Annotated in this window: 19 protein-coding genes; 9 read left to right on the forward strand and 10 right to left on the reverse strand. The window is 60.5% G+C overall.

The window, feature by feature from the left end:
• Window positions 1-27: 27 nt before the first annotated feature.
• From copM to relB, 5 genes are read right to left on the reverse strand one after another with little or no spacing between them, the layout of a single operon-like run.
• Window positions 28-402, reverse strand: coding sequence for a CopM family metallochaperone (gene copM / locus CFBP6623_RS01720; protein ID WP_046800679.1), 375 nt, complete (start codon window positions 400-402; stop codon window positions 28-30).
• Window positions 403-460: 58 nt separating this feature from the next.
• Complete coding sequence (locus CFBP6623_RS01725) at window positions 461-865, reverse strand: hypothetical protein (RefSeq protein WP_232370421.1); 405 nt, start codon at window positions 863-865, stop codon at window positions 461-463.
• 41 nt (window positions 866-906) lie between these two features.
• The gene (locus tag CFBP6623_RS01730; protein ID WP_046800681.1) at window positions 907-1,671 is read right to left on the reverse strand and encodes a hypothetical protein; all 765 of its coding nucleotides are present in this window, start codon (window positions 1,669-1,671) and stop codon (window positions 907-909) included.
• 6 nt (window positions 1,672-1,677) lie between these two features.
• Window positions 1,678-1,947, reverse strand: a complete 270-nt coding sequence (locus CFBP6623_RS01735) for a type II toxin-antitoxin system RelE family toxin (RefSeq protein WP_046800682.1) — start codon at window positions 1,945-1,947, stop codon at window positions 1,678-1,680.
• Window positions 1,931-2,164 carry a type II toxin-antitoxin system RelB family antitoxin gene (gene relB, locus CFBP6623_RS01740; RefSeq protein WP_004440186.1) on the reverse strand — a complete coding sequence of 78 codons (234 nt, stop codon included), beginning with the start codon at window positions 2,162-2,164 and terminating at the stop codon, window positions 1,931-1,933. Before relB ends, CFBP6623_RS01735 begins: the two co-directional genes overlap by 17 nt.
• 156 nt (window positions 2,165-2,320) lie before the next feature.
• Here relB and hisS point away from each other — a divergent pair, with 156 nt between their 5' ends.
• From hisS to hisG, 3 genes are all read left to right on the forward strand, one after another.
• A complete protein-coding gene (gene hisS, locus CFBP6623_RS01745; protein WP_046800683.1) occupies window positions 2,321-3,862 on the forward strand; it encodes a histidine--tRNA ligase in 1,542 nt (513 codons plus the stop codon).
• 201 nt (window positions 3,863-4,063) lie between these two features.
• Complete coding sequence (locus CFBP6623_RS01755) at window positions 4,064-5,191, forward strand: ATP phosphoribosyltransferase regulatory subunit (RefSeq protein ID WP_046800684.1); 1,128 nt, start codon at window positions 4,064-4,066, stop codon at window positions 5,189-5,191.
• Entirely contained in the window at window positions 5,188-5,880 is a 693-nt protein-coding gene (hisG, locus tag CFBP6623_RS01760) for an ATP phosphoribosyltransferase (protein WP_020812640.1), read from the forward strand. Before CFBP6623_RS01755 ends, hisG begins: the two co-directional genes overlap by 4 nt.
• Window positions 5,881-5,944: 64 nt before the next feature.
• Here the strand turns inward: hisG and CFBP6623_RS01765 are convergent, their stop codons facing one another.
• The 4 genes from CFBP6623_RS01765 to groES form a co-directional block, all read right to left on the reverse strand.
• Window positions 5,945-6,391, reverse strand: coding sequence for a DoxX family protein (locus CFBP6623_RS01765; protein ID WP_046800685.1), 447 nt, complete (start codon window positions 6,389-6,391; stop codon window positions 5,945-5,947).
• Window positions 6,392-6,546: 155 nt separating this feature from the next.
• Window positions 6,547-6,981, reverse strand: a complete 435-nt coding sequence (locus CFBP6623_RS01770) for a hypothetical protein (protein WP_046800746.1) — start codon at window positions 6,979-6,981, stop codon at window positions 6,547-6,549.
• Window positions 6,982-7,733: 752 nt separating this feature from the next.
• On the reverse strand, window positions 7,734-9,368 hold the full coding sequence (groL, locus tag CFBP6623_RS01780; protein ID WP_046800686.1) for a chaperonin GroEL: 1,635 nt from the start codon (window positions 9,366-9,368) through the stop codon (window positions 7,734-7,736).
• Window positions 9,369-9,442: 74 nt separating this feature from the next.
• Window positions 9,443-9,739, reverse strand: a complete 297-nt coding sequence (gene groES / locus CFBP6623_RS01785) for a co-chaperone GroES (protein WP_003522946.1) — start codon at window positions 9,737-9,739, stop codon at window positions 9,443-9,445.
• A 371-nt stretch (window positions 9,740-10,110) separates the two neighbouring features.
• On the opposite strand from groES, the gene CFBP6623_RS01790 reads away from it, so the two are divergent.
• From CFBP6623_RS01790 to CFBP6623_RS01805, 4 genes are all read left to right on the forward strand, one after another.
• Window positions 10,111-10,959 carry a TIGR01459 family HAD-type hydrolase gene (locus tag CFBP6623_RS01790; RefSeq protein WP_080842271.1) on the forward strand — a complete coding sequence of 283 codons (849 nt, stop codon included), beginning with the start codon at window positions 10,111-10,113 and terminating at the stop codon, window positions 10,957-10,959.
• A 42-nt stretch (window positions 10,960-11,001) separates the two neighbouring features.
• A complete protein-coding gene (locus CFBP6623_RS01795; RefSeq protein ID WP_046800687.1) occupies window positions 11,002-11,982 on the forward strand; it encodes a bifunctional riboflavin kinase/FAD synthetase in 981 nt (326 codons plus the stop codon).
• A gap of 281 nt (window positions 11,983-12,263) precedes the next feature.
• A complete protein-coding gene (ileS, locus tag CFBP6623_RS01800; protein ID WP_080842270.1) occupies window positions 12,264-15,167 on the forward strand; it encodes an isoleucine--tRNA ligase in 2,904 nt (967 codons plus the stop codon).
• Window positions 15,168-15,365: 198 nt separating this feature from the next.
• A complete protein-coding gene (locus CFBP6623_RS01805; RefSeq protein WP_046800748.1) occupies window positions 15,366-16,007 on the forward strand; it encodes a hypothetical protein in 642 nt (213 codons plus the stop codon).
• Between the two features lie 59 nt (window positions 16,008-16,066).
• On the opposite strand, the gene CFBP6623_RS01810 is transcribed toward CFBP6623_RS01805, so the two are convergent.
• Complete coding sequence (locus tag CFBP6623_RS01810; protein ID WP_080842268.1) at window positions 16,067-16,525, reverse strand: nucleoside deaminase; 459 nt, start codon at window positions 16,523-16,525, stop codon at window positions 16,067-16,069.
• A gap of 71 nt (window positions 16,526-16,596) precedes the next feature.
• Here CFBP6623_RS01810 and CFBP6623_RS01815 point away from each other — a divergent pair, with 71 nt between their 5' ends.
• The gene (locus tag CFBP6623_RS01815; RefSeq protein ID WP_046800690.1) at window positions 16,597-18,612 is read left to right on the forward strand and encodes a pseudouridine synthase; all 2,016 of its coding nucleotides are present in this window, start codon (window positions 16,597-16,599) and stop codon (window positions 18,610-18,612) included.
• On the forward strand, window positions 18,593-19,150 hold the full coding sequence (rsmD, locus tag CFBP6623_RS01820; RefSeq protein WP_046800691.1) for a 16S rRNA (guanine(966)-N(2))-methyltransferase RsmD: 558 nt from the start codon (window positions 18,593-18,595) through the stop codon (window positions 19,148-19,150). The genes CFBP6623_RS01815 and rsmD overlap by 20 nt, the downstream gene beginning before the upstream one ends.
• The last annotated feature ends 25 nt before the right edge of the window (window positions 19,151-19,175 follow it).

The raw sequence follows: 19,175 nt of genomic DNA on the forward strand, positions 1-19,175 counted from the left end.
GCCGGCGCTCCCCTTCCACAAAAGCAATCACTTGCCCTTGGATTTCAGCCAGGCCTCCATCATGGCGATTTCGCCTTCCTGCGCCTTGATGACCTCTTCGGCCAGCTTGCGGATTTCCGGGTCCTTGCCATATTGGAGCTGGACCTTGGCCATATCGATCGCGCCCTTATGATGCGGGATCATACCGCGCACGAAATCGACATCGGCATCGCCGCTATAATCGATGGCCATATCGCCATGCATCTTCTTGCTGGCTTCCATGAAAGCCTTGGTGGAATCGGTTTCGCTTGCGGCACCCTTGGACATGGTGTGCCCGGCATGGCCGCCCGCTTCCTGGGCGAAAAGGGGCATGGCGAAAGCGGTTGCAAAAGCGGCGGCGAGTGTGATGGTCTTGATAGACATGGATTATCCTTCCTGTGTCTGACGGATTTTTCGATGGATTGATTGGAAAAATCTGGCGTCAGGCGCGGGGAGGCGGCAGCGGCGGGGCGAAAGCCTTGCCGTTGAAGAGAATGCCACGCTGCGGCTTGGGGTAGGCGAAGATCATCCGGCCGGCATCGGCGAAGATCGTTTGGGGAACCACGATCAGGCAGGCAGCGCAGGATCCGGGATGCGCGGCGTCATCGCCATGTGGGCAGCAATCGCCCATGCCCGATTTATGGGCTTTGGCTGTATCTCGCAAATGGGTCTCGGCACCGGTGTCCCGATCTCCGGCATGGTTTGAATGGCCATTTTCATGGCTCATCGCGGATTGCGGCGAAACAGCCATGCCCGCGTCCATCGGCATGCTCATCGCCATCTGCGCCGGCATTGCACCGTAAAGCAGGCAGGCAAGGAACATCAAAGTGCGGATCATCAGGCGCATGACGCGAATTTACCGCGAAAATTGTGGAATAAGCATGACGCTCAGGTCAGTTCACGCGCGATGACGTGATGTACGATACGATAATCCCTGCTTTCCTCTCCAAGGGGGGCAAGCGGCCATTCCCACGCGGCGGTGGGCGAGGAAATCTGGATGCCGTGCAGTAAATTCTCGTGCTGCTGCAAGCTGCCATCCTTGCCGATGACATCGAAGGACGTGTCCGTTACCAGACTGGCTTTGCAGGGAAGCCCGGCCAGCGCATCGACATGCGTCTGAATGAGTTTCGGCAGCAGATCGTCCGGCGCATTCGTGATCTTCTCCCGCTCCAGGCGGTGGTACGCGCCGGTACCGATCTGCGACAGGAGATTGGCCGAAACGACGAGATCGAGATAGGGCACCCGCCGCAGGAAATCGAGCGGTTCTGCTTCTTTCCCGGCAAGGATTTCGTCAAAGCCGGAAAGATCGCGGTTGGCGATGCGGACATTCTTTTTGGCATTGAGGCGCAGCTTCGCCTGCAGGCTGGCAAGATGCACCAGATCAACCAGAACGACGGTATCGAACATAGCCACCAGCGCATCATAGGGCACATCGCGCAACAGGCCCGATCCCAGCACCACTGCCGTCCGCCGCTGCTTCAGCTTTCTGGCCGATTGCAGCACGAATTGCCGGCTGTTGTTTTCATGCTCCGCCCATGCCTTGGCGCAGCGGTTGGCGCGTGCCCACAGGTTGACGGAATAGCGGATATGCGGGCGGAATTCTTTCGGCGTCACCGTGCGGGTGGCGGCATATTGCAGGGCTTCGAGGATCATGAATGCCTAACGGTAGATTTCACGGCGATGGCCGATTTCGACCACCAGCACGACCAGCTTGTGGTCCTGTATATCGCAGATAATGCGGTAGTCGCCCACCCGGTAGCGCCAGAAACTTCCGAGTTCCGAGCCTTGCAGGGCGGTGCCGGTCCTGCGAGGATTTTCGTCTTGGACCACTCGATCTGCGAGAAACGAAACGATGCGGTTCGCATCTTGCTTGGACAGCTTTGCAAGCTGCTTGACGGCGCGGTGCTGAAACTCAATTTTCCAGGTCAAGATTGCGCATCACTTCTTCCAGAGTATAGGTGCGCTCATTGTTTGCGATCCGCCGCCGCGTCGCCTCTTCGGCAAGATAGAGATCTTCCATATCCTCGATATGCTTCTCGATCGCCTCGCGGATATAATAGGCGGAGGTGCGGCCGGTGCGCTCGGAAAGCGCTTTCAGCCGCTCATAGGTCTCATCCGGCAGTCGAATGGCCGTCTGTTTGCTCATGGCTTGCGTCCTTTCCGACTAAAATGGGATACATGCATCCCATATAGCACCGCTTGCCCCGTGCTGCCAGTAAAACCGGAGCCTTTGCGGCTTGCCGCACAGGGCTTCATCCTCTAATACACCGGCATAATTTCAGGAAAATATCGGATCGGCATCATGAGCGAAAAAGCAAAAAAGCCTCAGAAACTGAAAGCCCGCCTGCCGCGTGGCTTCGTGGACCGCTCGGCTGCCGATATCCATGCCACCAACGAGATGATCGACAAGATCCGCAAGGTATACGAGCTTTACGGTTTCGATCCGATCGAAACGCCGCAGTTCGAATATACCGATGCGCTCGGCAAGTTCCTGCCGGACAGCGACCGTCCGAACGAAGGCGTGTTTTCGCTTCAGGATGACGACGACCAGTGGATGAGCCTGCGCTACGATCTCACCGCGCCGCTCGCCCGTCATGTGGCGGAAAACTTCAATGAAATCCAGCTGCCATACCGCACCTATCGCGCCGGTTATGTGTTCCGCAATGAAAAGCCCGGCCCCGGCCGTTTCCGGCAGTTCATGCAGTTCGATGCCGATACGGTGGGCGCTGCCGGCGTGCAGGCGGATGCCGAAATGTGCATGATGATGGCCGATACGCTGGAAGCGCTCGGTATTGCGCGTGGCGACTATGTCATTCGCGTCAACAATCGCAAGGTGCTCGATGGCGTCATGGAAGCCATCGGTCTCGGCGGCGAGGAGAATGCCGGCCGTCGCCTCAACGTGCTGCGCGCCATCGACAAGCTCGACAAGTTCGGCCCGGAAGGCGTGAAGCTGCTGCTCGGCCCCGGCCGCAAGGATGAGTCCGGTGATTTCACCAAGGGCGCTGGTCTTGGCGAGGAGCAGATTGAAAAGGTGCTGTTTTTCGTCGGCATCAAGGATTATGCGGCAAGTGCCGATGATCTCGCCAAACTGGTAGCGGGCACCTCGAAAGGCGAGGAAGGCGTTGATGAGCTGAACATCATCGGCGCTCTGGTCACCAGTGCCGGCTACGATTCGACACGTATCAAGATCGACCCCTCGGTTGTTCGCGGTCTCGAATATTATACCGGCCCGGTCTATGAGGCCGAGCTGACCTTCGATGTCACCAATGAAAAGGGCGAAAAGGTCGTATTCGGCTCTGTCGGTGGCGGCGGGCGTTATGATGGCCTCGTTTCGCGCTTCATGGGCCAGCCGGTTCCGGCCACCGGCTTCTCCATCGGCGTCTCGCGCCTGATGACGGCACTGAAGAACCTCGGCAAGCTCGGTCAGATGAAGCCGCTTGCCCCCGTTCTCATCACCGTCATGGACGGTGATGTGCAAAGCATGGGCCGTTACCAGACATTCACGCAGGCGTTGCGCGCCGAGGGCATCCGCGCCGAAATGTATCAGGGCAACTGGAAGAAATTCGGCAACCAGTTGAAATATGCCGACCGCCTCGGTTCCCCCATCGCCATCATCCAGGGCGGTGATGAGCGTGCCGAAGGTGTGGTGCAGATCAAGGATCTGATCGAAGGCAAGCGCCTCTCCGGCGAGATCGAGGACAATGCCAGCTGGCGCGAGGCGCGTGTGGCGCAGGTCACCGTACTGGAAGCGGATCTGGTGGCGAAGGTTCGCGAGATTCTGGAGCACCAGGCAGAGGACGTTCGCCGCGCCGCCGAAGATACGCTGCAGGCGCAAGGAAAGTAACGTGGTGCGCGTCGCTTACCCCCCTCTGCCCTGCCGGGCATCTCCCCCACAAGGAGGGAGATCGGTCTGTGGCGACGTTTCGGCCATCTCGATGCTTGAAAATAGAGCGGCGGTTATCCGCCTTGCTGATCTCCCCCCTTGTGGGGGAGATGCCCGGCAGGGCAGAGGGGGGTATAGCGCCGCCTGTACAGGAAATGTTCCATGCCCCTGATCGACATGCCGGAATTTTCCGGAGAGCTACTGGAAGAATTCGCCGCGCGCCGCACGAGCCGTGTGAACACGCCGGTCATCCAGCCCGCCGAACCGTTTCTGGATATGGCCGGCGAGGATTTGCGCCGCCGTATCTTCATGACGGAAAGCGAAACGGGGACAAGCCTCTGCCTGCGCCCCGAATTCACCATTCCCGTCTGCCTGCGCCATATCGAAACGGCGACCGGCACGCCGAAGCGTTATTCCTATCTCGGCGAAGTCTTCCGCCAGCGCCGCGAAGGTGGCAACGAGTTTTATCAGGCCGGCATCGAGGATCTTGGCGATACCGATATCGCCGCCGCCGATGCCCGCGCTGTCATTGACGCCACCGGCATTCTGCAGCGCCTGCTGCCCGGCCGTTCGCTTGCCGTCACGCTGGGCGACCAGCAGGTGTTCGAAGCGGTTGTTGCCGCCCTCGGCCTGCCGATTGGCTGGCAGAAGCGGCTGGTGCAGGCCTTTGGCGATATGGCGCAGCTCGACGCGTTGCTGGAAAGCCTTATGCATCCCAAGCCGATGACCGGGCTTGACGCCCGGGTCGCCGGTCTTCTGGCGACGGGCGATGAGGCGGTGCTGGTCGATTATCTCGATACGGTGATGCAGGAAACCGGCTATTCCACCAATGCCAGCCGCTCGCCGCAGGAAATCGCCCGCCGCCTGCGCGAAAAACTGGCGCTTGCCGCCACGCGCCTGCCGGATGAAAGCTTTGCGCTGCTCAAGCAGTTCCTGGCCCTGAAGGCGCCGCTGCCACAGGCCTCGCAGGTTCTGGCCGATTTTGCCGTAAAGGCGAAGCTGAAACTGGATGGCGCGCTTTCCGCTTTCGACAAACGCGTCGCAGCGCTTGCCAATGCCGGTGTCGATCTCGAAACCGTCACCTATGGCGCGGCCTTCGGTCGTCCGCTCGATTATTATACCGGCCTTGTCTTCGAGGTGGTGGAAGCGGGCGGAGACAGCGTTCTCGCCGGTGGTGGCCGTTTCGACCGGTTGCTGACCCTGCTCGGCGCACAGGAAAAAATCCCGGCCGTGGGCTTCTCGCTCTGGCTGGATCGCATCGAAACGGTGCGCGGGAGCGACAAGCCATGATCACCATCGCATTGCCCTCCAAGGGCCGGATGAAGGAAGACGCCTCCGCTGTTCTGGAACGCGCCGGGCTGAAAGTCGCGGCCGTCGGCAATGACCGTTCCTATCGCGGCCGCATCGAAGGGCGCGACGATATCGAGATCGCCTATCTGTCGGCCTCCGAGATCGCCCGCGAGATCGGCGCCGGCACGGTGGATTTCGGCGTGACGGGTGAGGACCTCGTGCGCGAGGGACTGACCAATGCCGATGCGCAGGTGGAATTCTGCGCCCGGCTCGGTTTCGGCCATGCGGATGTCGTCGTCGCCGTGCCGGAAATCTGGCTGGATGTGGACAGTATGGCCGATCTCGGCGACGTTGCCTCGGAGTTCCGCGCCCGTCATGGCCGCAGGCTCGCCATCGCCACCAAATACTGGCGGCTGACACAGCAGTTCTTTTCGCGCCAGCACGGCATCCAGCTTTATCGCATCGTCGAAAGCCTTGGCGCGACCGAGGGTGCGCCGGCGGCGGGGCAGGCGGATATCATCGTCGATATCACCTCGACCGGCTCGACGCTGAAGGCCAACCACCTGAAAATCCTCTCCGACGGCATCATTGTTCGCTCGGAAGCCTGCTTTGTGCGTGCCCGCAAGCCGGAACATGAGGGCGATGCGGCGGTTCAGGAAATCGCCTCGCGCATAAGGGCTGCGGTCTGATCACGTAAAACAAAAAAGCCGCCGGAGCGATCCGGCGGCTTTTTTTCTGGTGGGCCTATTTGGCTTATGCGTGGGCCACAGCCGTGCCGCGCCTGGCGTCGACGGAATAGGCGCCGGGGCCGAAGGCGGCAAGCAGGATGTATGCGCCGGCAAGGGTGATGTTCTTCACCATCATGATGCCGTTCAGCGTGTTGATCCAGCCAAGAGCCGGCTCAGGCCAGCCGGGAACGGCAACGGTGCCGCTGTGGAACACCAGACCGGTGAAGACGCAGAAGACGGCAAGCGCCCAGGCAGCGATTTTGGTCTGGAAACCAGCGAGAATGGCAAGACCGGCAACGAGTTCGAACAGGCCTGCGAGATAGGCAAGCGCGGTTGCGGCGGGCAGGCCGGCGCCCGTGATCATGCCAGCCGTGCCGGCCGGATCGACGAGCTTGCCGAAGCCTGACGAGATGAAGATGAAGGAAAGCAGAATGCGGGCGATGAGAACGAGAACGTTCTGGCTGCTGGACATGGATATCTCCGGTAGATGATCGGCGTTTCGCCGGTTAGCTGCAAGGCAATGTCTGGAAATATCAATGGCCGAAATTCATCCGCCAATAAAGATGAACAATAGGAGACAAATTGTCTTCATTTTGTGAACGAAGCTCGTTCGATTGACGTTGATGCTTAGGCGGCGAAGCGAATATCTTCGAAACGCGGAAACAGAAACAGCCCGGAAATATGACCCTGCTGGCCCTCGTCGAAACCGGAGGATTCACCCATGCAGATGACCGGTTGCCGCATTGCCGGCAAGATGGAGACGCCGGTCGAAAAACAGAAACGCGAGGCTGCGGTGGAGGCCTGTTCGAAGAGTTCCAGCACACGGGCATGGTCGCCGCGATCATAGCAGCGGATCAGGCTGAGCAGCCCGCATTCACCTGGCGGCAGGCCGTGCATGAAAGAGGCGTGTTCGCCAAGCCGAATGACGCCGCTCGAAAGATCGCTGTTCCATTCTTCCGAAATAAAGAAATGCGACAGGGTTCGCGGATCGGGCATGGTTGATGCAGCCATAGGCAGAGCATCGTTGCGTCTTGATATTTCGAACAAATCGCGCCCCCGCATGAAGATCGTGCCAGCGCCGCTCTTTCAAGCTTCGCCGCCAGGTCGAATTTTCACCGCCATCCGCAGTCGGACGTATTTGCCAGGCATTGAAACCCCTTCAATGCTTGCGTCCAGTCGCGGCACCCTTATGGGGGGTGACTTATAGTTTATTTTCTTCCGCCTACAACAACCACTCAGTGAGAAAATCAAAAATATTATGTATTCCTTCATCGTAATCGCGAAATATATGAAAAAAGACAACTAAATGTCGCACTTATAAGCTTGATGAGGCGGAAATCCCGCCCATCGACGGTGGTGATTCGCCTGTCTTGATGTCCGATTATTGCATAGGTCATCGAAAAAAAGCCGGCTAAATTTGCCGCTGTCTCAAAAAGAGACAATATCTTGAGTCTGTGCCCGGTTTCCCGCGCGAGAAGATGTCCTGCCATCTTGCATTGCAGTCTTTCCTGCGAAATTTCAACAGAAGAGAGCCATCCGAAGACCGCCCTTTCTTAATTCCGGTGGCAGGACTGATTGGAAGTCCATGCCGCCCGTCCGGCGCGCTTGTGACGCCGGGCCAGCAAAAAGGCATGGGCGGCAACGAAAAAGGGCGATCCGAAGACCGCCCTTTCTTAATTCCGGTGACAGGAGTGATTGGAAGTCCATGCCGCCCTTCCGGCGCGCTTGTGACGCCGGACCAGAAAAAGGTATGGGCGGCAACGAAAAAGGGCGATCCGAAGACCGCCCTTTCTTAATTTCAGTGACAGGACTGATTAGAAGTCCATGCCGCCCATGCCGCCGCCCGGCATTGCCGGCATCGCAGCTTCCTTCTTCGGAAGTTCGGCGATCATGGCTTCGGTGGTGATCAGCAGGGAAGCAACCGAAGCTGCGTTCTGCAGAGCCGTGCGAACAACCTTGACCGGGTCGACGATGCCGAGCTGGATCAGGTCGCCATATTCGCCGGTCTGGGCGTTGTAGCCGTAGTTGTCTTCGTTCTTGTCGAGGATCTTGCCGACAACGATGGAAGCTTCGTCACCTGCGTTTTCTGCGATCTGGCGAACCAGAGCCTGCAGAGCCTTGCGCACGATGTTGATGCCGGCTTCCTGGTCGTCGTTCTCGCCCTTGGCGGAGATCTTCGTGGAAGAACGCAGCAGGGCAACGCCGCCGCCCGGTACGATGCCTTCCTGAACGGCAGCGCGCGTCGCGTTGAGAGCGTCGTCGATGCGGTCCTTCTTTTCCTTCACTTCGACTTCCGTCGAACCGCCAACGCGGATAACGGCAACGCCGCCAGCGAGCTTGGCAAGACGTTCCTGCAGCTTCTCGCGGTCGTAGTCGGAAGTGGTTTCTTCGATCTGGGCCTTGATCTGGGCAACACGACCTTCGATGTCGGACTTCTGGCCGGCGCCGTCAACGATCGTGGTGTTTTCCTTGGAGATCGAAACCTTCTTCGACTTGCCGAGCATGTCGAGGGTAACGTTTTCGAGCTTGATGCCGAGGTCTTCGGAAATGACGGTACCACCGGTCAGGATGGCGATGTCTTCCAGCATGGCCTTGCGGCGGTCGCCGAAGCCCGGAGCCTTGACGGCAGCGATCTTGAGGCCGCCACGCAGCTTGTTGACGACGAGCGTTGCAAGAGCTTCGCCTTCGACGTCTTCAGCGATGATGACGAGCGGCTTGCCGGTCTGAACGACAGCTTCGAGAACCGGCAGCATGGCCTGGAGGTTCGAAAGCTTCTTTTCGTGCAGGAGGATGTATGCGTCTTCGAGGTCCGCAACCATCTTTTCCGGGTTGGTCACGAAGTAGGGCGACAGGTAGCCGCGGTCGAACTGCATGCCTTCGACGACTTCGAGTTCGGTTTCAGCGGTCTTGGCTTCTTCGACGGTGATAACGCCTTCGTTGCCAACCTTCTGCATTGCTTCAGCAATGTCGAGGCCGATCTGACGCTCGCCGTTTGCAGAGATCGTGCCGACCTGTGCAACTTCTTCCGAAGTGTTGATCTTCTTGGCCTTGGCCTGAAGGTCCTTGACGACTTCTGCAACAGCAAGATCGATGCCGCGCTTCAGGTCCATCGGGTTCATGCCGGCAGCAACTGCCTTGGCGCCTTCGCGAACGATGGCCTGGGCCAGAACCGTTGCGGTGGTGGTGCCGTCACCGGCGATGTCGTTGGTCTTGGAGGCAACTTCGCGAACGAGCTGTGCGCCCATGTTCTCGAACTTGTCTTCCAGTTCGATTTCCTTGGCGACGGAAACGCCGTCCTTGGTGATGCGCGGAGCGCCGAAGGACTTGTCGATAACGACGTTACGACCCTTCGGGCCGAGGGTTACCTTCACTGCATCAGCAAGAACGTCGACGCCCTTGAGCATCTTTTCGCGCGCTGTGCGGCCGAATTTTACTTCTTTGGCTGCCATGTTCAAAACTCCTGGTTTCGAATGGCCGGAAACGGGTCCGGCTTGAAATTTAAGGAAGGACGGGTTCGGCTAAATCAGCCGATGATGCCCATGATGTCGGCTTCCTTCATGATCAGAAGGTCTTCGCCGTTGAGCTTGACTTCGGTGCCCGACCACTTGCCGAACAGAACGCGGTCGCCAGCCTTGACGTCGAGAGCGACGACCTTGCCGGACTCATCGCGTGCGCCGGAACCGACGGCGACGATTTCGCCTTCCTGCGGCTTTTCCTTTGCGGTATCGGGAATGATGATGCCGCCCTTGGTCTTTGCTTCGGATTCAACGCGACGAACGACGACGCGATCGTGAAGCGGGCGGAAATTGGTGCTTGTCATTGCCTAATCCCTCGATCAAATGACTTCACGAACCTTCAGAGGCTCGCGTGATGGGTGTTAGCACTCTTCTTGTTTGAGTGCCAGCGAAGCCGAGATAAGGAGGCCTTCTGCTTGAGTCAAGAACGGCCTGTCGGAAAAATTTCATGGCTTATGGTTATCAGCGTTCCATGACAGAAATTTCCCATGCGCTGACCGGCGGGTGAAAACCAACCCTTTTGGCAACTCCTCATCGTTTCGGGCCTAGCGGGGTTTTATGTCCGCACAGTGGCGGATGGATCGCAGGCAGGCTCGGCGCCGCTTTTTTCCTTGCCATCGGCGTTACGCTTTGCGATGTCACGCACACCCTTTTCTCGCATCCGGAAAGCATTCTCATGGCCCATCGCATTCTCACCCTCGGCGAAATCACTGATGGGTTCGACGTTATTCTCTCGGATGTCTGGGGCGTGCTGCACAACGGGGTCAACGCCTTCCCTGATGCGGCGGTTGCGCTGCAGGAAGCGCGCAAGGCCGGCAAGACCGTGGTGCTTATCACCAATTCGCCGCGCCCCGCTCCCGGCGTCATCGATCAGCTTCGTGTTCTCGGCGTTCCGGACGAAGCCTATGACCGCATCATCACCTCTGGCGACGTCACCCGCGGGCTGATTGCGGAAGGCCCGAAAAAAGTCTTCCTGCTCGGCCCGGAGCGCGACCTGCCGCTGCTGGAGGGCCTCGATGTCGAACGGGTCGGCGAGGCGGAGGCGCAATCCGTCGTCTGCACCGGCTTCTTCGATGACGAGACGGAAACGCCGGAGGATTATACCGAGATGCTCAAGGGCTTCATCGCCCGCAAGGCGCCGATGATCTGCGCCAACCCCGATCTGGTGGTGGAACGCGGCGAGCGCATCATTCCCTGCGCCGGCGCCATGGCCGCTTATTATGAGCAGCTGGGCGGCGAGGTCCGCATTGCCGGCAAGCCGCACGCGCCGATCTATGAAGCCTGCCTTGCTGCGGCGAAAGACGTGCGCGGCGCATTCCCCAGGGATCGCGTGCTCGCCATCGGCGACGGCATGCCGACGGATGTGAAAGGCGCGATTGCGAGCGGCCTCAACCTTCTTTATATCAGCGGCGGCATTCACGCCGCCGAATATACGCTGAATGGCCAGACGGACGAGGCACTTCTCAACGCCTATCTCAAGGGGCAGGGCGCGGCTCCCGGCTGGTGGATGCCCCGCCTTGCCTAAGAACGTCTGGCTTAAGCCGGCGTAAAATATGGATCGACTGCCATGACCGTCTTTCATCGCAATGAAAAAAAGGAACCGCTGCCGGACAATCTTCGCGGCGGTGTCATCGCGATCGGCAATTTCGACGGCGTGCATCGCGGCCACCGCGCGGTGCTGGACCGGGCACTGGAGCTGGCGGAAGCCCGTGGCGTTCCCGCGCTGGTACTGACCTTCGAACCACACCCCCGTTCCGTCTTCCGCCCTGATACGCCGGTCTTCCGCCTCACGCCCGCGCCGTTGAAGGCGCGCATTCTCGAGGCCATCGGCTTCCGCTCCGTCATCGAATATCCCTTCGACCGGGAATTCTCGCAGCGCTCGGCGGAAGAATTCGTCCAATCCATTCTGGTCGACTGGCTGGGCGCCAGCGCCGTCGTCACCGGTTTCGATTTCCATTTCGGCAAGGGCCGCGAAGGCGGTCCGGCATTTCTGATGGCTGCCGGCAAGCGCCATGACTTCGACGTGACGCTGGTGGATGCCTTCCGCGACGAGGGTGCCGATGTCGTGTCCTCCAGCCGTATCCGCTCGCTTCTGTGCGAGGGCGATGTGGCGGGGGCTGCCGGGCTGCTTGGCTATCGTTTCACCGTTGAAAGCGAAGTCATAGACGGCAAGAAGCTCGGCCGCACGCTGGGTTACCCCACCGCCAACATGGCGCTGGCACCCGAGACGGAACTGAAGGCGGGCATTTATGCCGTGCGGTTCCGCCGTCCCGATGGTTCGATCCGCGATGGCGTCGCAAGCTTCGGTTACCGCCCGACCGTCACGGAAAACGGCGCGGCACTGCTTGAAACATTCGTCTTCGATTTTTCGGGTGATCTCTACGGCGAAATCTGTTCGGTATCCTTCTTCGGGCATCTGCGCGACGAGCTGAAATTTGACGGTCTCGAACCGCTGGTGGCGCAGATCAGGCGCGACGAGGAAGAGGCAAGGGCGATGCTGTCGGGCGTGCGGCCGCTGAGCGAACTGGACGCCAAGATCGCCTTTTGAGCTGAAAGGGCTGGCCGACCCTTATTCCGGCCCCGATTGCTGTCGCTTTTCTCTTCCTTTTTACTGGAAAACCGCATAAACAATCCGCCATGTCCCAATACCGGTTGATGTTTAAAACTCAGATTGGCCGAATTATTGGCCCGGCTTTCCGCCCGCTCTGACGAGCCGGAAGGTCCGGGATTTTGGCGCTTGTCATGACATTTGTCATGGCGCTTTCCGTATTTGCCCTGTTTTTAAATTGAGACGGCGCGACCGACACGGCGCGCAACAACGGTACGATTATGAGCGACACCGCAGAAAAACTCGACTATTCCGCCACCCTCTATCTGCCGCAGACGGATTTTCCGATGCGCGCTGGCCTGCCGCAAAAAGAACCGGAAACGGTGAAGCGCTGGCAGGAGATGGGCCTTTACAAGCGCCTGCGCGCCTCCGCCGCCGGCCGCGAAAAATTCGTGCTGCATGACGGCCCGCCCTATGCCAACGGCAACATCCACATCGGCCACGCGCTCAACAAGATCCTGAAGGACGTCATCACCCGCTCGTTCCAGATGCGCGGTTACGACGCCAATTACGTGCCGGGCTGGGATTGCCATGGCCTGCCGATCGAATGGAAGATCGAGGAAGCCTATCGCGCCAAGGGCAAGAACAAGGACGAGGTTCCGGTCAACGAATTCCGCAAGGAATGCCGTGACTTCGCGGCCGGCTGGATCAAGGTTCAGTCGGAAGAGTTCAAGCGCCTCGGCATCGAGGGCGACTTCGAAAACCCCTATACGACGATGAACTTCCACGCCGAAGCCCGCATCGCCGGCGAACTCCTGAAGATCGCCCGCACCGGCCAGCTTTATCGCGGCTCGAAGCCCATCATGTGGTCGGTGGTCGAGCGCACGGCGCTGGCGGAAGCCGAAGTCGAATATGCCGATGTCGAGAGCGACATGATCTGGGTGAAGTTCCCGGTCGTGGATGCGGCTTCTGTGCTAGCTGGTGCCTCCGTCGTCATCTGGACGACGACGCCGTGGACCATCCCCGGCAACCGCGCCATCGCGTTCTCTTCGCGGGTCGAATACGGCCTGTTCGAAGTCGAAAGCGCGCAGAATGATTTCGGCCCGCAGCCGGGTGAAAAGCTGATCTTCGCCAAGAAGCTTGCCGATGAGGCCGCGGCCAAGGCGAAGCTGACCTTCAAGCTCGTTCGCGATGTCAAAACCGAAGAACTGGCCGCCATCACCTGCGCCCATCCTTTGGCGTCGCTTGGTTACGATTTCCCGGTTCCGCTTCTCGATGGCGACCACGTCACCGACGATGCCGGTACGGGTTTCGTGCACACCGCGCCGAGCCATGGCCGCGAGGACTTTGACGTATGGACCGCGCATCAGCGCGAGCTGGAAGCGCGTGGCGTTTCGTCGGCCATCCCGTTCCCGGTTGGCGATGACGGTTTCTACACCGAAGACGCTCCCGGTTTCGGGCCATCTGCCGAAGGTGGTGCTGCCCGCGTCATGGACGATAACGGCAAGAAGGGCGATGCCAATGATCGTGTCATCAAGGCGCTGATCGCTGCCAATAACCTGTTTGCCCGTGGCCGTCTGAAGCACAGCTATCCGCATAGCTGGCGCTCCAAGAAGCCGGTCATCTTCCGCAACACGCCGCAATGGTTCGTCTATATGGACAAGGAACTGGGCGACGGCACGACGCTGCGTTCGCGCTCCTTGAGTGCCATCGACCAGACCCGCTTCGTTCCGGCCTCCGGGCAGAACCGCCTGCGCGCCATGATCGAAGGCCGGCCCGACTGGGTCCTGTCGCGCCAGCGCAGCTGGGGCGTGCCGATCGCCGTCTTCGCCGATGAGAAGGGCGAGGTTCTGGTCGATGAGGCCGTCAACGCCCGCATCCTCGAGGCTTTCGAGGCCGAAGGTGCTGACGCCTGGTTCGCCGAAGGCGCCAAACAGCGCTTCCTCGGCAATGACCACGACCACGAAAAGTGGCTGCAGGTCATGGATATCCTCGACGTGTGGTTCGATAGCGGCTGCACCCATACCTTCACGCTGGAAGACCGCCCGGACATGAAGTGGCCGGCGGACGTCTATCTCGAAGGTTCCGACCAGCATCGCGGCTGGTTCCATTCGTCGCTGCTCGAAAGCTGCGCGACGCGCGGCCGTGCGCCTTACAACGCCGTTGTCACCCATGGTTTCACCATGGATGAGAAGGGCGAGAAGATGTCCAAGTCCAAGGGCAACGTGGTCTCGCCACAGGAAGTCATGAAGGACGCCGGTGCCGATATCCTGCGCCTGTGGGTCATGACCACCGATTATTGGGATGACCAACGCCTCGGCAAGGCCATCATCCAGACCAATGTCGATGCCTATCGCAAGCTGCGCAACACCATCCGCTGGATGCTCGGCACGCTCGCCCATTATAAGGGCGAGGAGATCGCCTATGACGATCTGCCCGAGCTGGAAAAGCTGGTGCTGCACCGTCTGGCCGATCTGGATAAGGTTGTGCGCGAAGGTTATGACGGTTTCGAGTTCAAGAAAATCGCCCGCGCGCTGGTGGATTTCTCGAATGTCGAGCTTTCCGCCTTCTATTTCGACATCCGCAAGGACACGCTTTATTGCGACGCGCCGTCGTCGCTGAAGCGCCGGGCATCGCTGTCGGTCATCGCGAAACTGTTCGACTGCCTCGTTTCGTGGCTGGCGCCGATGCTGCCCTTCACGACGGAAGAAGCGTGGCTGTCGCGTTATCCGGATGCGGAATCGGTGCATCTTGTCCAGTTCCCGGAAATCCCGGCGGAATGGAAGAACGATGCTCTTGAAGCCAAGTGGGACAAGATCCGCAAGGTCCGCACGGTCGTGACAGGCGCCCTGGAAGTCGAGCGCCGTGAAAAGCGCATCGGCTCCTCGCTTGAGGCGGCCCCCGTCGTGCACATCGCCGATGCCGATCTTCTGGCGGCGCTGAACGGGCAGGATTTCGCCGAAATCTGCATCACCTCGGCCATCTCGGTGGTGGGTGATGAAGGCCCGGCCGATGGCTTCCGTCTGCCGGAAGTGGCGAAGGTCGTGGTCGAACAGAAGCTGGCGGAAGGTGCAAAATGCGCCCGCTCCTGGCGCATCACCACCGATGTCGGCTCCGATCCGCAATATCCTGACGTATCGGCCCGCGATGCGGCGGCACTGCGCGAGCTTGCCACCCTGGCATGATTTCAAGCTGCGCATCGTTCCTTGCGAAACCGATTCCGGTTTGGGGCCGATGCGCGAGGAAAATAACCGGATGAATTGCGCTTTGCCTCTTCATCCGGTACACCTGCCTGAAAATGGCCGGATTTGCACGGCAATGCGGGCTGCTGCCTGCCGAAAGACGATGTCTGGCAAAGTGGGACGGACGGCTGGAAGGGTTCAATGAATATGATGCAGGGTAATGCGCAGGGTTTGGGCATGTTTCGCACGGTTGTTGGCATCACCGCTATAGGCGTGTTGCTCGGCGCCTGCACCAGCCCGACCTATGGTACAGGCAAGACGGCGGCGGAACAGCTGGTCGACGATCTCGGCAACGCGACCTCGATCACCGGCGACCAGACCAAGCGCAACCTGAAATACGGCCCGCGCCCCGGCCTCGTCGTTCCGGCCCAGTCCCGCGCCGAACAGCTGGCCGCGCCGCAGCAGAACATGGCGAACCGCGAATCCAACCCGCAATGGGTCGAATCGCCGGAAGAAACCCGTGAACGCCTGCGCGACGAGGCGGATGCCAACAAGAACAACCCGCATTACCGCTCGCCGCTGCTTGCCGGCAACGGCACGGCTGGCCAGATGACCGAAAGCCAGAAGTGGGAAGCCTTCCGCAAGGCCAAGGCCGATGCTCAGGGCGGCTCTGTCGTCAACGCCCAGCGCCGGTTCCTCACCGACCCGCCGGCTGAATATCGCAGCGTTCCGCAGGATCAGCTGACCGATCTTGGCGAGCCGGAACAGAAGAAGGAAAAGCGCCGCAAGAAAGAAGCGGCCGTGGCAAACACCGGCAAGAGCTGGTGGAACCCTTTCCAGTAACAACTGCCTGTAAAAATGGCTGATGACCGGCGGGAAGCTTCGTCTCTCCCGCTTGCCGCTCAATCCTCGAGACGTTTGTCGCGAAAGAACTGCCGCAGAATGTCAGCACTTTCGCTTTCCGCCAGTCCCGAATAGACATCCGGCGCATGGTGGCATGTCGGCTGGCTGAAGAAGCGCACGCCACTCTCCACCGCGCCACCCTTCGGGTCCTGCGCGCCGTAATAGAGACGGCGAATGCGAGCAAATGAGATCGCCGCCGCGCACATGGTGCAGGGCTCCAGCGTTACGTAAAGATCGGCACCGGGCAGGCGTTCCTGTTCCAGCGCCTCGCATGCCATGCGGATCACGGCGATTTCGGCGTGCGCCGTCACATCGTTCAGTTCACGGGTGCGATTGCCGGAACTGGCAATGACCCGACCGTCCAGAACCAGCACGGCGCCGATCGGAACCTCCTGCCGCTCAGCCGCGGCACGGGCTTCCGAAAGCGCCAGCTCCATGAAATGCGTCCTTTCGGCCATTGCGTTTCAATTTCCTCTTAACCCTTGTGCTTGGACCTGATAGGACAGCCCAAACAACAGGCAAACAGCAAATGACTTTTAAAGACAAGCCGAAGCGTGACGGCGGCAAGACATTTAGCCGCGACAACAAGCCGAAAGGCCCCGGCAAACCCGCTGCAGAACGCGAAAAGAAACCGGTGGAAGCCAAGGCGGCGCCGGCACAGGAAGCCGTCATCGGCACCAAGCCCGAGCGTATTTCCAAGATCATGGCGCGCGCTGGCGTCGCTTCGCGACGCGATGTCGAGCGCATGATCATGGAAGGCCGGGTCTCGCTGAACGGCGTCAAGCTGGATAGCCCGGTGGTCAACGCCACGCTTTCCGACAAGATCGAAGTGGACGGCATGCCGATTCGCGGCGCCGAGCGCACGCGCCTGTGGCTTTACCACAAGCCTGCCGGCCTGGTGACGACCAACTCCGACCCGGAAGGTCGCCCGACTGTTTTCGACAATCTGCCGGGTGAATTGCCGCGTGTGCTCTCCATCGGTCGTCTCGATATCAACACCGAAGGCCTGCTGCTGCTGACCAATGACGGCGGCCTTTCCCGTGTGCTGGAACTGCCGACCACCGGCTGGCTGCGCCGTTACCGCGTGCGCGCCCATGGTGAGGTCGATCAGGCCGCACTCGACAAGCTGAAGGACGGCATCGCCGTCGACGGTGTGCTTTACGGCGCGATCGACGCGACGCTCGACCGTACCCAGGGCCACAATGTCTGGATCACCATGGGTCTGCGCGAAGGCAAGAATCGCGAAATCAAGAACGTGCTCGGCGCGCTTGGTCTCGAGGTCAACCGCCTGATCCGTATCTCCTATGGTCCGTTCCAGCTTGGCGATCTACCCGAGGGCAAGGTGCTTGAAGTGCGCGGCCGCATGCTGCGCGATCAGCTTGGCCCGCGCCTGATCGAAGAGGCCGGCGCCAATTTCGACGCGCCGATCTACAATACATCCGTCGATGACGAGGACGAAGCGCCAGCCAAGCGCGCCAAGTCCGAATGGGCAAAGAGCGACGCGCCGGAAGGCAGGCCGCGTTTCGACAAGGCAGCCGGAAAGCCGGAAGACCGCCGCGAAAAGGCGCTCGGACGTCTGGACACCAAACGTGGCGACAAGCCTGCGGGCAAGTTTGGCGCGAAGCCCGCCGGGAAATTCGGTGGCAAGGGCCGCAGCGAGGATGATGGCGAAGAGCGCCGCAGCCCCCGCCAGCCGGTGGGCACGAACCGGACGGCCAATGTCTGGATGGCGCCCGGCGCAAAGCCAACGCGTGACGGCAAGGAGCGCAAGTCGTCCGCCCGCGCTGAGGCCGAAAACCTGTTCAAGAAGCCTTCCGCTCAGGAAGAGGCGCGCCGCAGCGTCGTGCGCCATGCCGATGAAGAGGGTGAATGGATCCGCTCCGAACCCGCCCGCGAGGATGATCGTGGCCACGGCCGCGGCGAGCGCCCGGCGCGCGGTGAAAAGAGCTTTGGCGATCGCGGTGGACGCGGCGGCAAATCTTTTGGCGACCGGCCCTCTGGCGGCAAATCCTTTGGCGACAGGCCTTTCAGGGATCGCCCCCGCGAAGACGGCGACCGCCCGCGTGGCGAGCGCCCGGCACGCAGCGGCGCAAAGAGCTTCGGGGATCGTCCCGCGCGCGGCGACAAACCCTTCGGTGACCGTCCGTTCAGGGACCGGCCTCGCGAAGATGGTGATCGCCCGCGCAGCGACCGTCCGCGTGGCGAGAAGAGTTTTGGCGATCGTACCGCGCGTGGTGAAAAGCCATTCAGCGAACGTCCGTTCCGTGACAAGCCCCGCGAAGAGGGGGATCGTCCACGCGGCGAGCGGCCTTTCGGCGACAAACCGCGTGGTGGCAAGCCGGCTGGAAAGCCGGGCGGCAGGCCCGCATCAGGCAAGCCGTCCTTTGGCAAATCGGGCGAGCGTGGCGAACGTTCGGGTTTTTCGGGTAAAGGTAAAGGCCCCGGTGGCAATAGCCCCGGCGGCGGCAAGCCGGGTGGCAAAGGCCCGGGTGGCAAACCTTCTGGTGGCAGGGGAATGACACGTAATGCGGATCGTAGGCGGTGAGTTCCGCGGCCGGAATCTGGCCGCGCCGAAAACAAATTCCATTCGTCCGACCATCGACAGGACGCGGGAAAGCCTCTTCAACATTCTGAGCCATGCCTATCCGGAAAGTCTTGACGGTACGCGCGTTCTGGATGTTTTCGCCGGAACCGGGGCGGTGGGGCTGGAAGCTCTGTCGCGCGGCTGTCGTGTGGCGCTCTTCGTCGAAAATGGCGTCGAGGGCAGGGGGCTGCTCTGGGAAAATATCGATGCGCTGGGGCTGCACGGCCGTGCCCGCATCCTGCGGCGTGACGCCACCAAGCTGGGCGGCGTCAACAATATCGAGCCCTTCGATCTTCTCTTCGCCGATCCGCCCTATGGGCAGGGCCATGGCGAGAAGGCTTTTGCCGCAGCCCATGGCGGCGGCTGGCTGACGCCCGGCGCGCTTGCCATTCTGGAGGAGCGCGGCGATGTTGCGGTAACCGTCGATGCGGCGTTCAAACCGCTCGAAAGCCGTATCTTCGGCGACACGAAAATGCATTTCTACCGCTATGAGCCCTGACGGGAACACCTTCCCGTCACGCCAC

The sequence above is a fragment of the Agrobacterium tumefaciens genome, from assembly GCF_005221385.1.
Taxonomy (GTDB): Bacteria; Pseudomonadota; Alphaproteobacteria; order Rhizobiales; family Rhizobiaceae; genus Agrobacterium; species Agrobacterium tomkonis.

What these genes read in the sequence shown, in the direction of transcription:
- CFBP6623_RS01730 (WP_046800681.1), bottom strand. Translation starts at nt 1,671, where the DNA reads ATGATCCTCGAAGCCCTGCAATATGCCGCCACCCGCACGGTGACGCCG.
- relB (WP_004440186.1), bottom strand. Translation starts at nt 2,164, where the DNA reads ATGAGCAAACAGACGGCCATTCGACTGCCGGATGAGACCTATGAGCGG.
- hisS (WP_046800683.1), top strand. Translation starts at nt 2,321, where the DNA reads ATGAGCGAAAAAGCAAAAAAGCCTCAGAAACTGAAAGCCCGCCTGCCG.
- copM (WP_046800679.1), bottom strand. Translation starts at nt 402, where the DNA reads ATGTCTATCAAGACCATCACACTCGCCGCCGCTTTTGCAACCGCTTTC.
- CFBP6623_RS01790 (WP_080842271.1), top strand. Translation starts at nt 10,111, where the DNA reads ATGGCCCATCGCATTCTCACCCTCGGCGAAATCACTGATGGGTTCGAC.
- hisG (WP_020812640.1), top strand. Translation starts at nt 5,188, where the DNA reads ATGATCACCATCGCATTGCCCTCCAAGGGCCGGATGAAGGAAGACGCC.
- groES (WP_003522946.1), bottom strand. Translation starts at nt 9,739, where the DNA reads ATGACAAGCACCAATTTCCGCCCGCTTCACGATCGCGTCGTCGTTCGT.
- CFBP6623_RS01770 (WP_046800746.1), bottom strand. Translation starts at nt 6,981, where the DNA reads ATGCGGGGGCGCGATTTGTTCGAAATATCAAGACGCAACGATGCTCTG.
- CFBP6623_RS01815 (WP_046800690.1), top strand. Translation starts at nt 16,597, where the DNA reads ATGACTTTTAAAGACAAGCCGAAGCGTGACGGCGGCAAGACATTTAGC.
- CFBP6623_RS01755 (WP_046800684.1), top strand. Translation starts at nt 4,064, where the DNA reads ATGCCCCTGATCGACATGCCGGAATTTTCCGGAGAGCTACTGGAAGAA.
- CFBP6623_RS01725 (WP_232370421.1), bottom strand. Translation starts at nt 865, where the DNA reads ATGCGCCTGATGATCCGCACTTTGATGTTCCTTGCCTGCCTGCTTTAC.
- CFBP6623_RS01805 (WP_046800748.1), top strand. Translation starts at nt 15,366, where the DNA reads ATGAATATGATGCAGGGTAATGCGCAGGGTTTGGGCATGTTTCGCACG.
- CFBP6623_RS01765 (WP_046800685.1), bottom strand. Translation starts at nt 6,391, where the DNA reads ATGTCCAGCAGCCAGAACGTTCTCGTTCTCATCGCCCGCATTCTGCTT.
- groL (WP_046800686.1), bottom strand. Translation starts at nt 9,368, where the DNA reads ATGGCAGCCAAAGAAGTAAAATTCGGCCGCACAGCGCGCGAAAAGATG.
- ileS (WP_080842270.1), top strand. Translation starts at nt 12,264, where the DNA reads ATGAGCGACACCGCAGAAAAACTCGACTATTCCGCCACCCTCTATCTG.
- CFBP6623_RS01795 (WP_046800687.1), top strand. Translation starts at nt 11,002, where the DNA reads ATGACCGTCTTTCATCGCAATGAAAAAAAGGAACCGCTGCCGGACAAT.
- CFBP6623_RS01810 (WP_080842268.1), bottom strand. Translation starts at nt 16,525, where the DNA reads ATGGCCGAAAGGACGCATTTCATGGAGCTGGCGCTTTCGGAAGCCCGT.
- rsmD (WP_046800691.1), top strand. Translation starts at nt 18,593, where the DNA reads ATGCGGATCGTAGGCGGTGAGTTCCGCGGCCGGAATCTGGCCGCGCCG.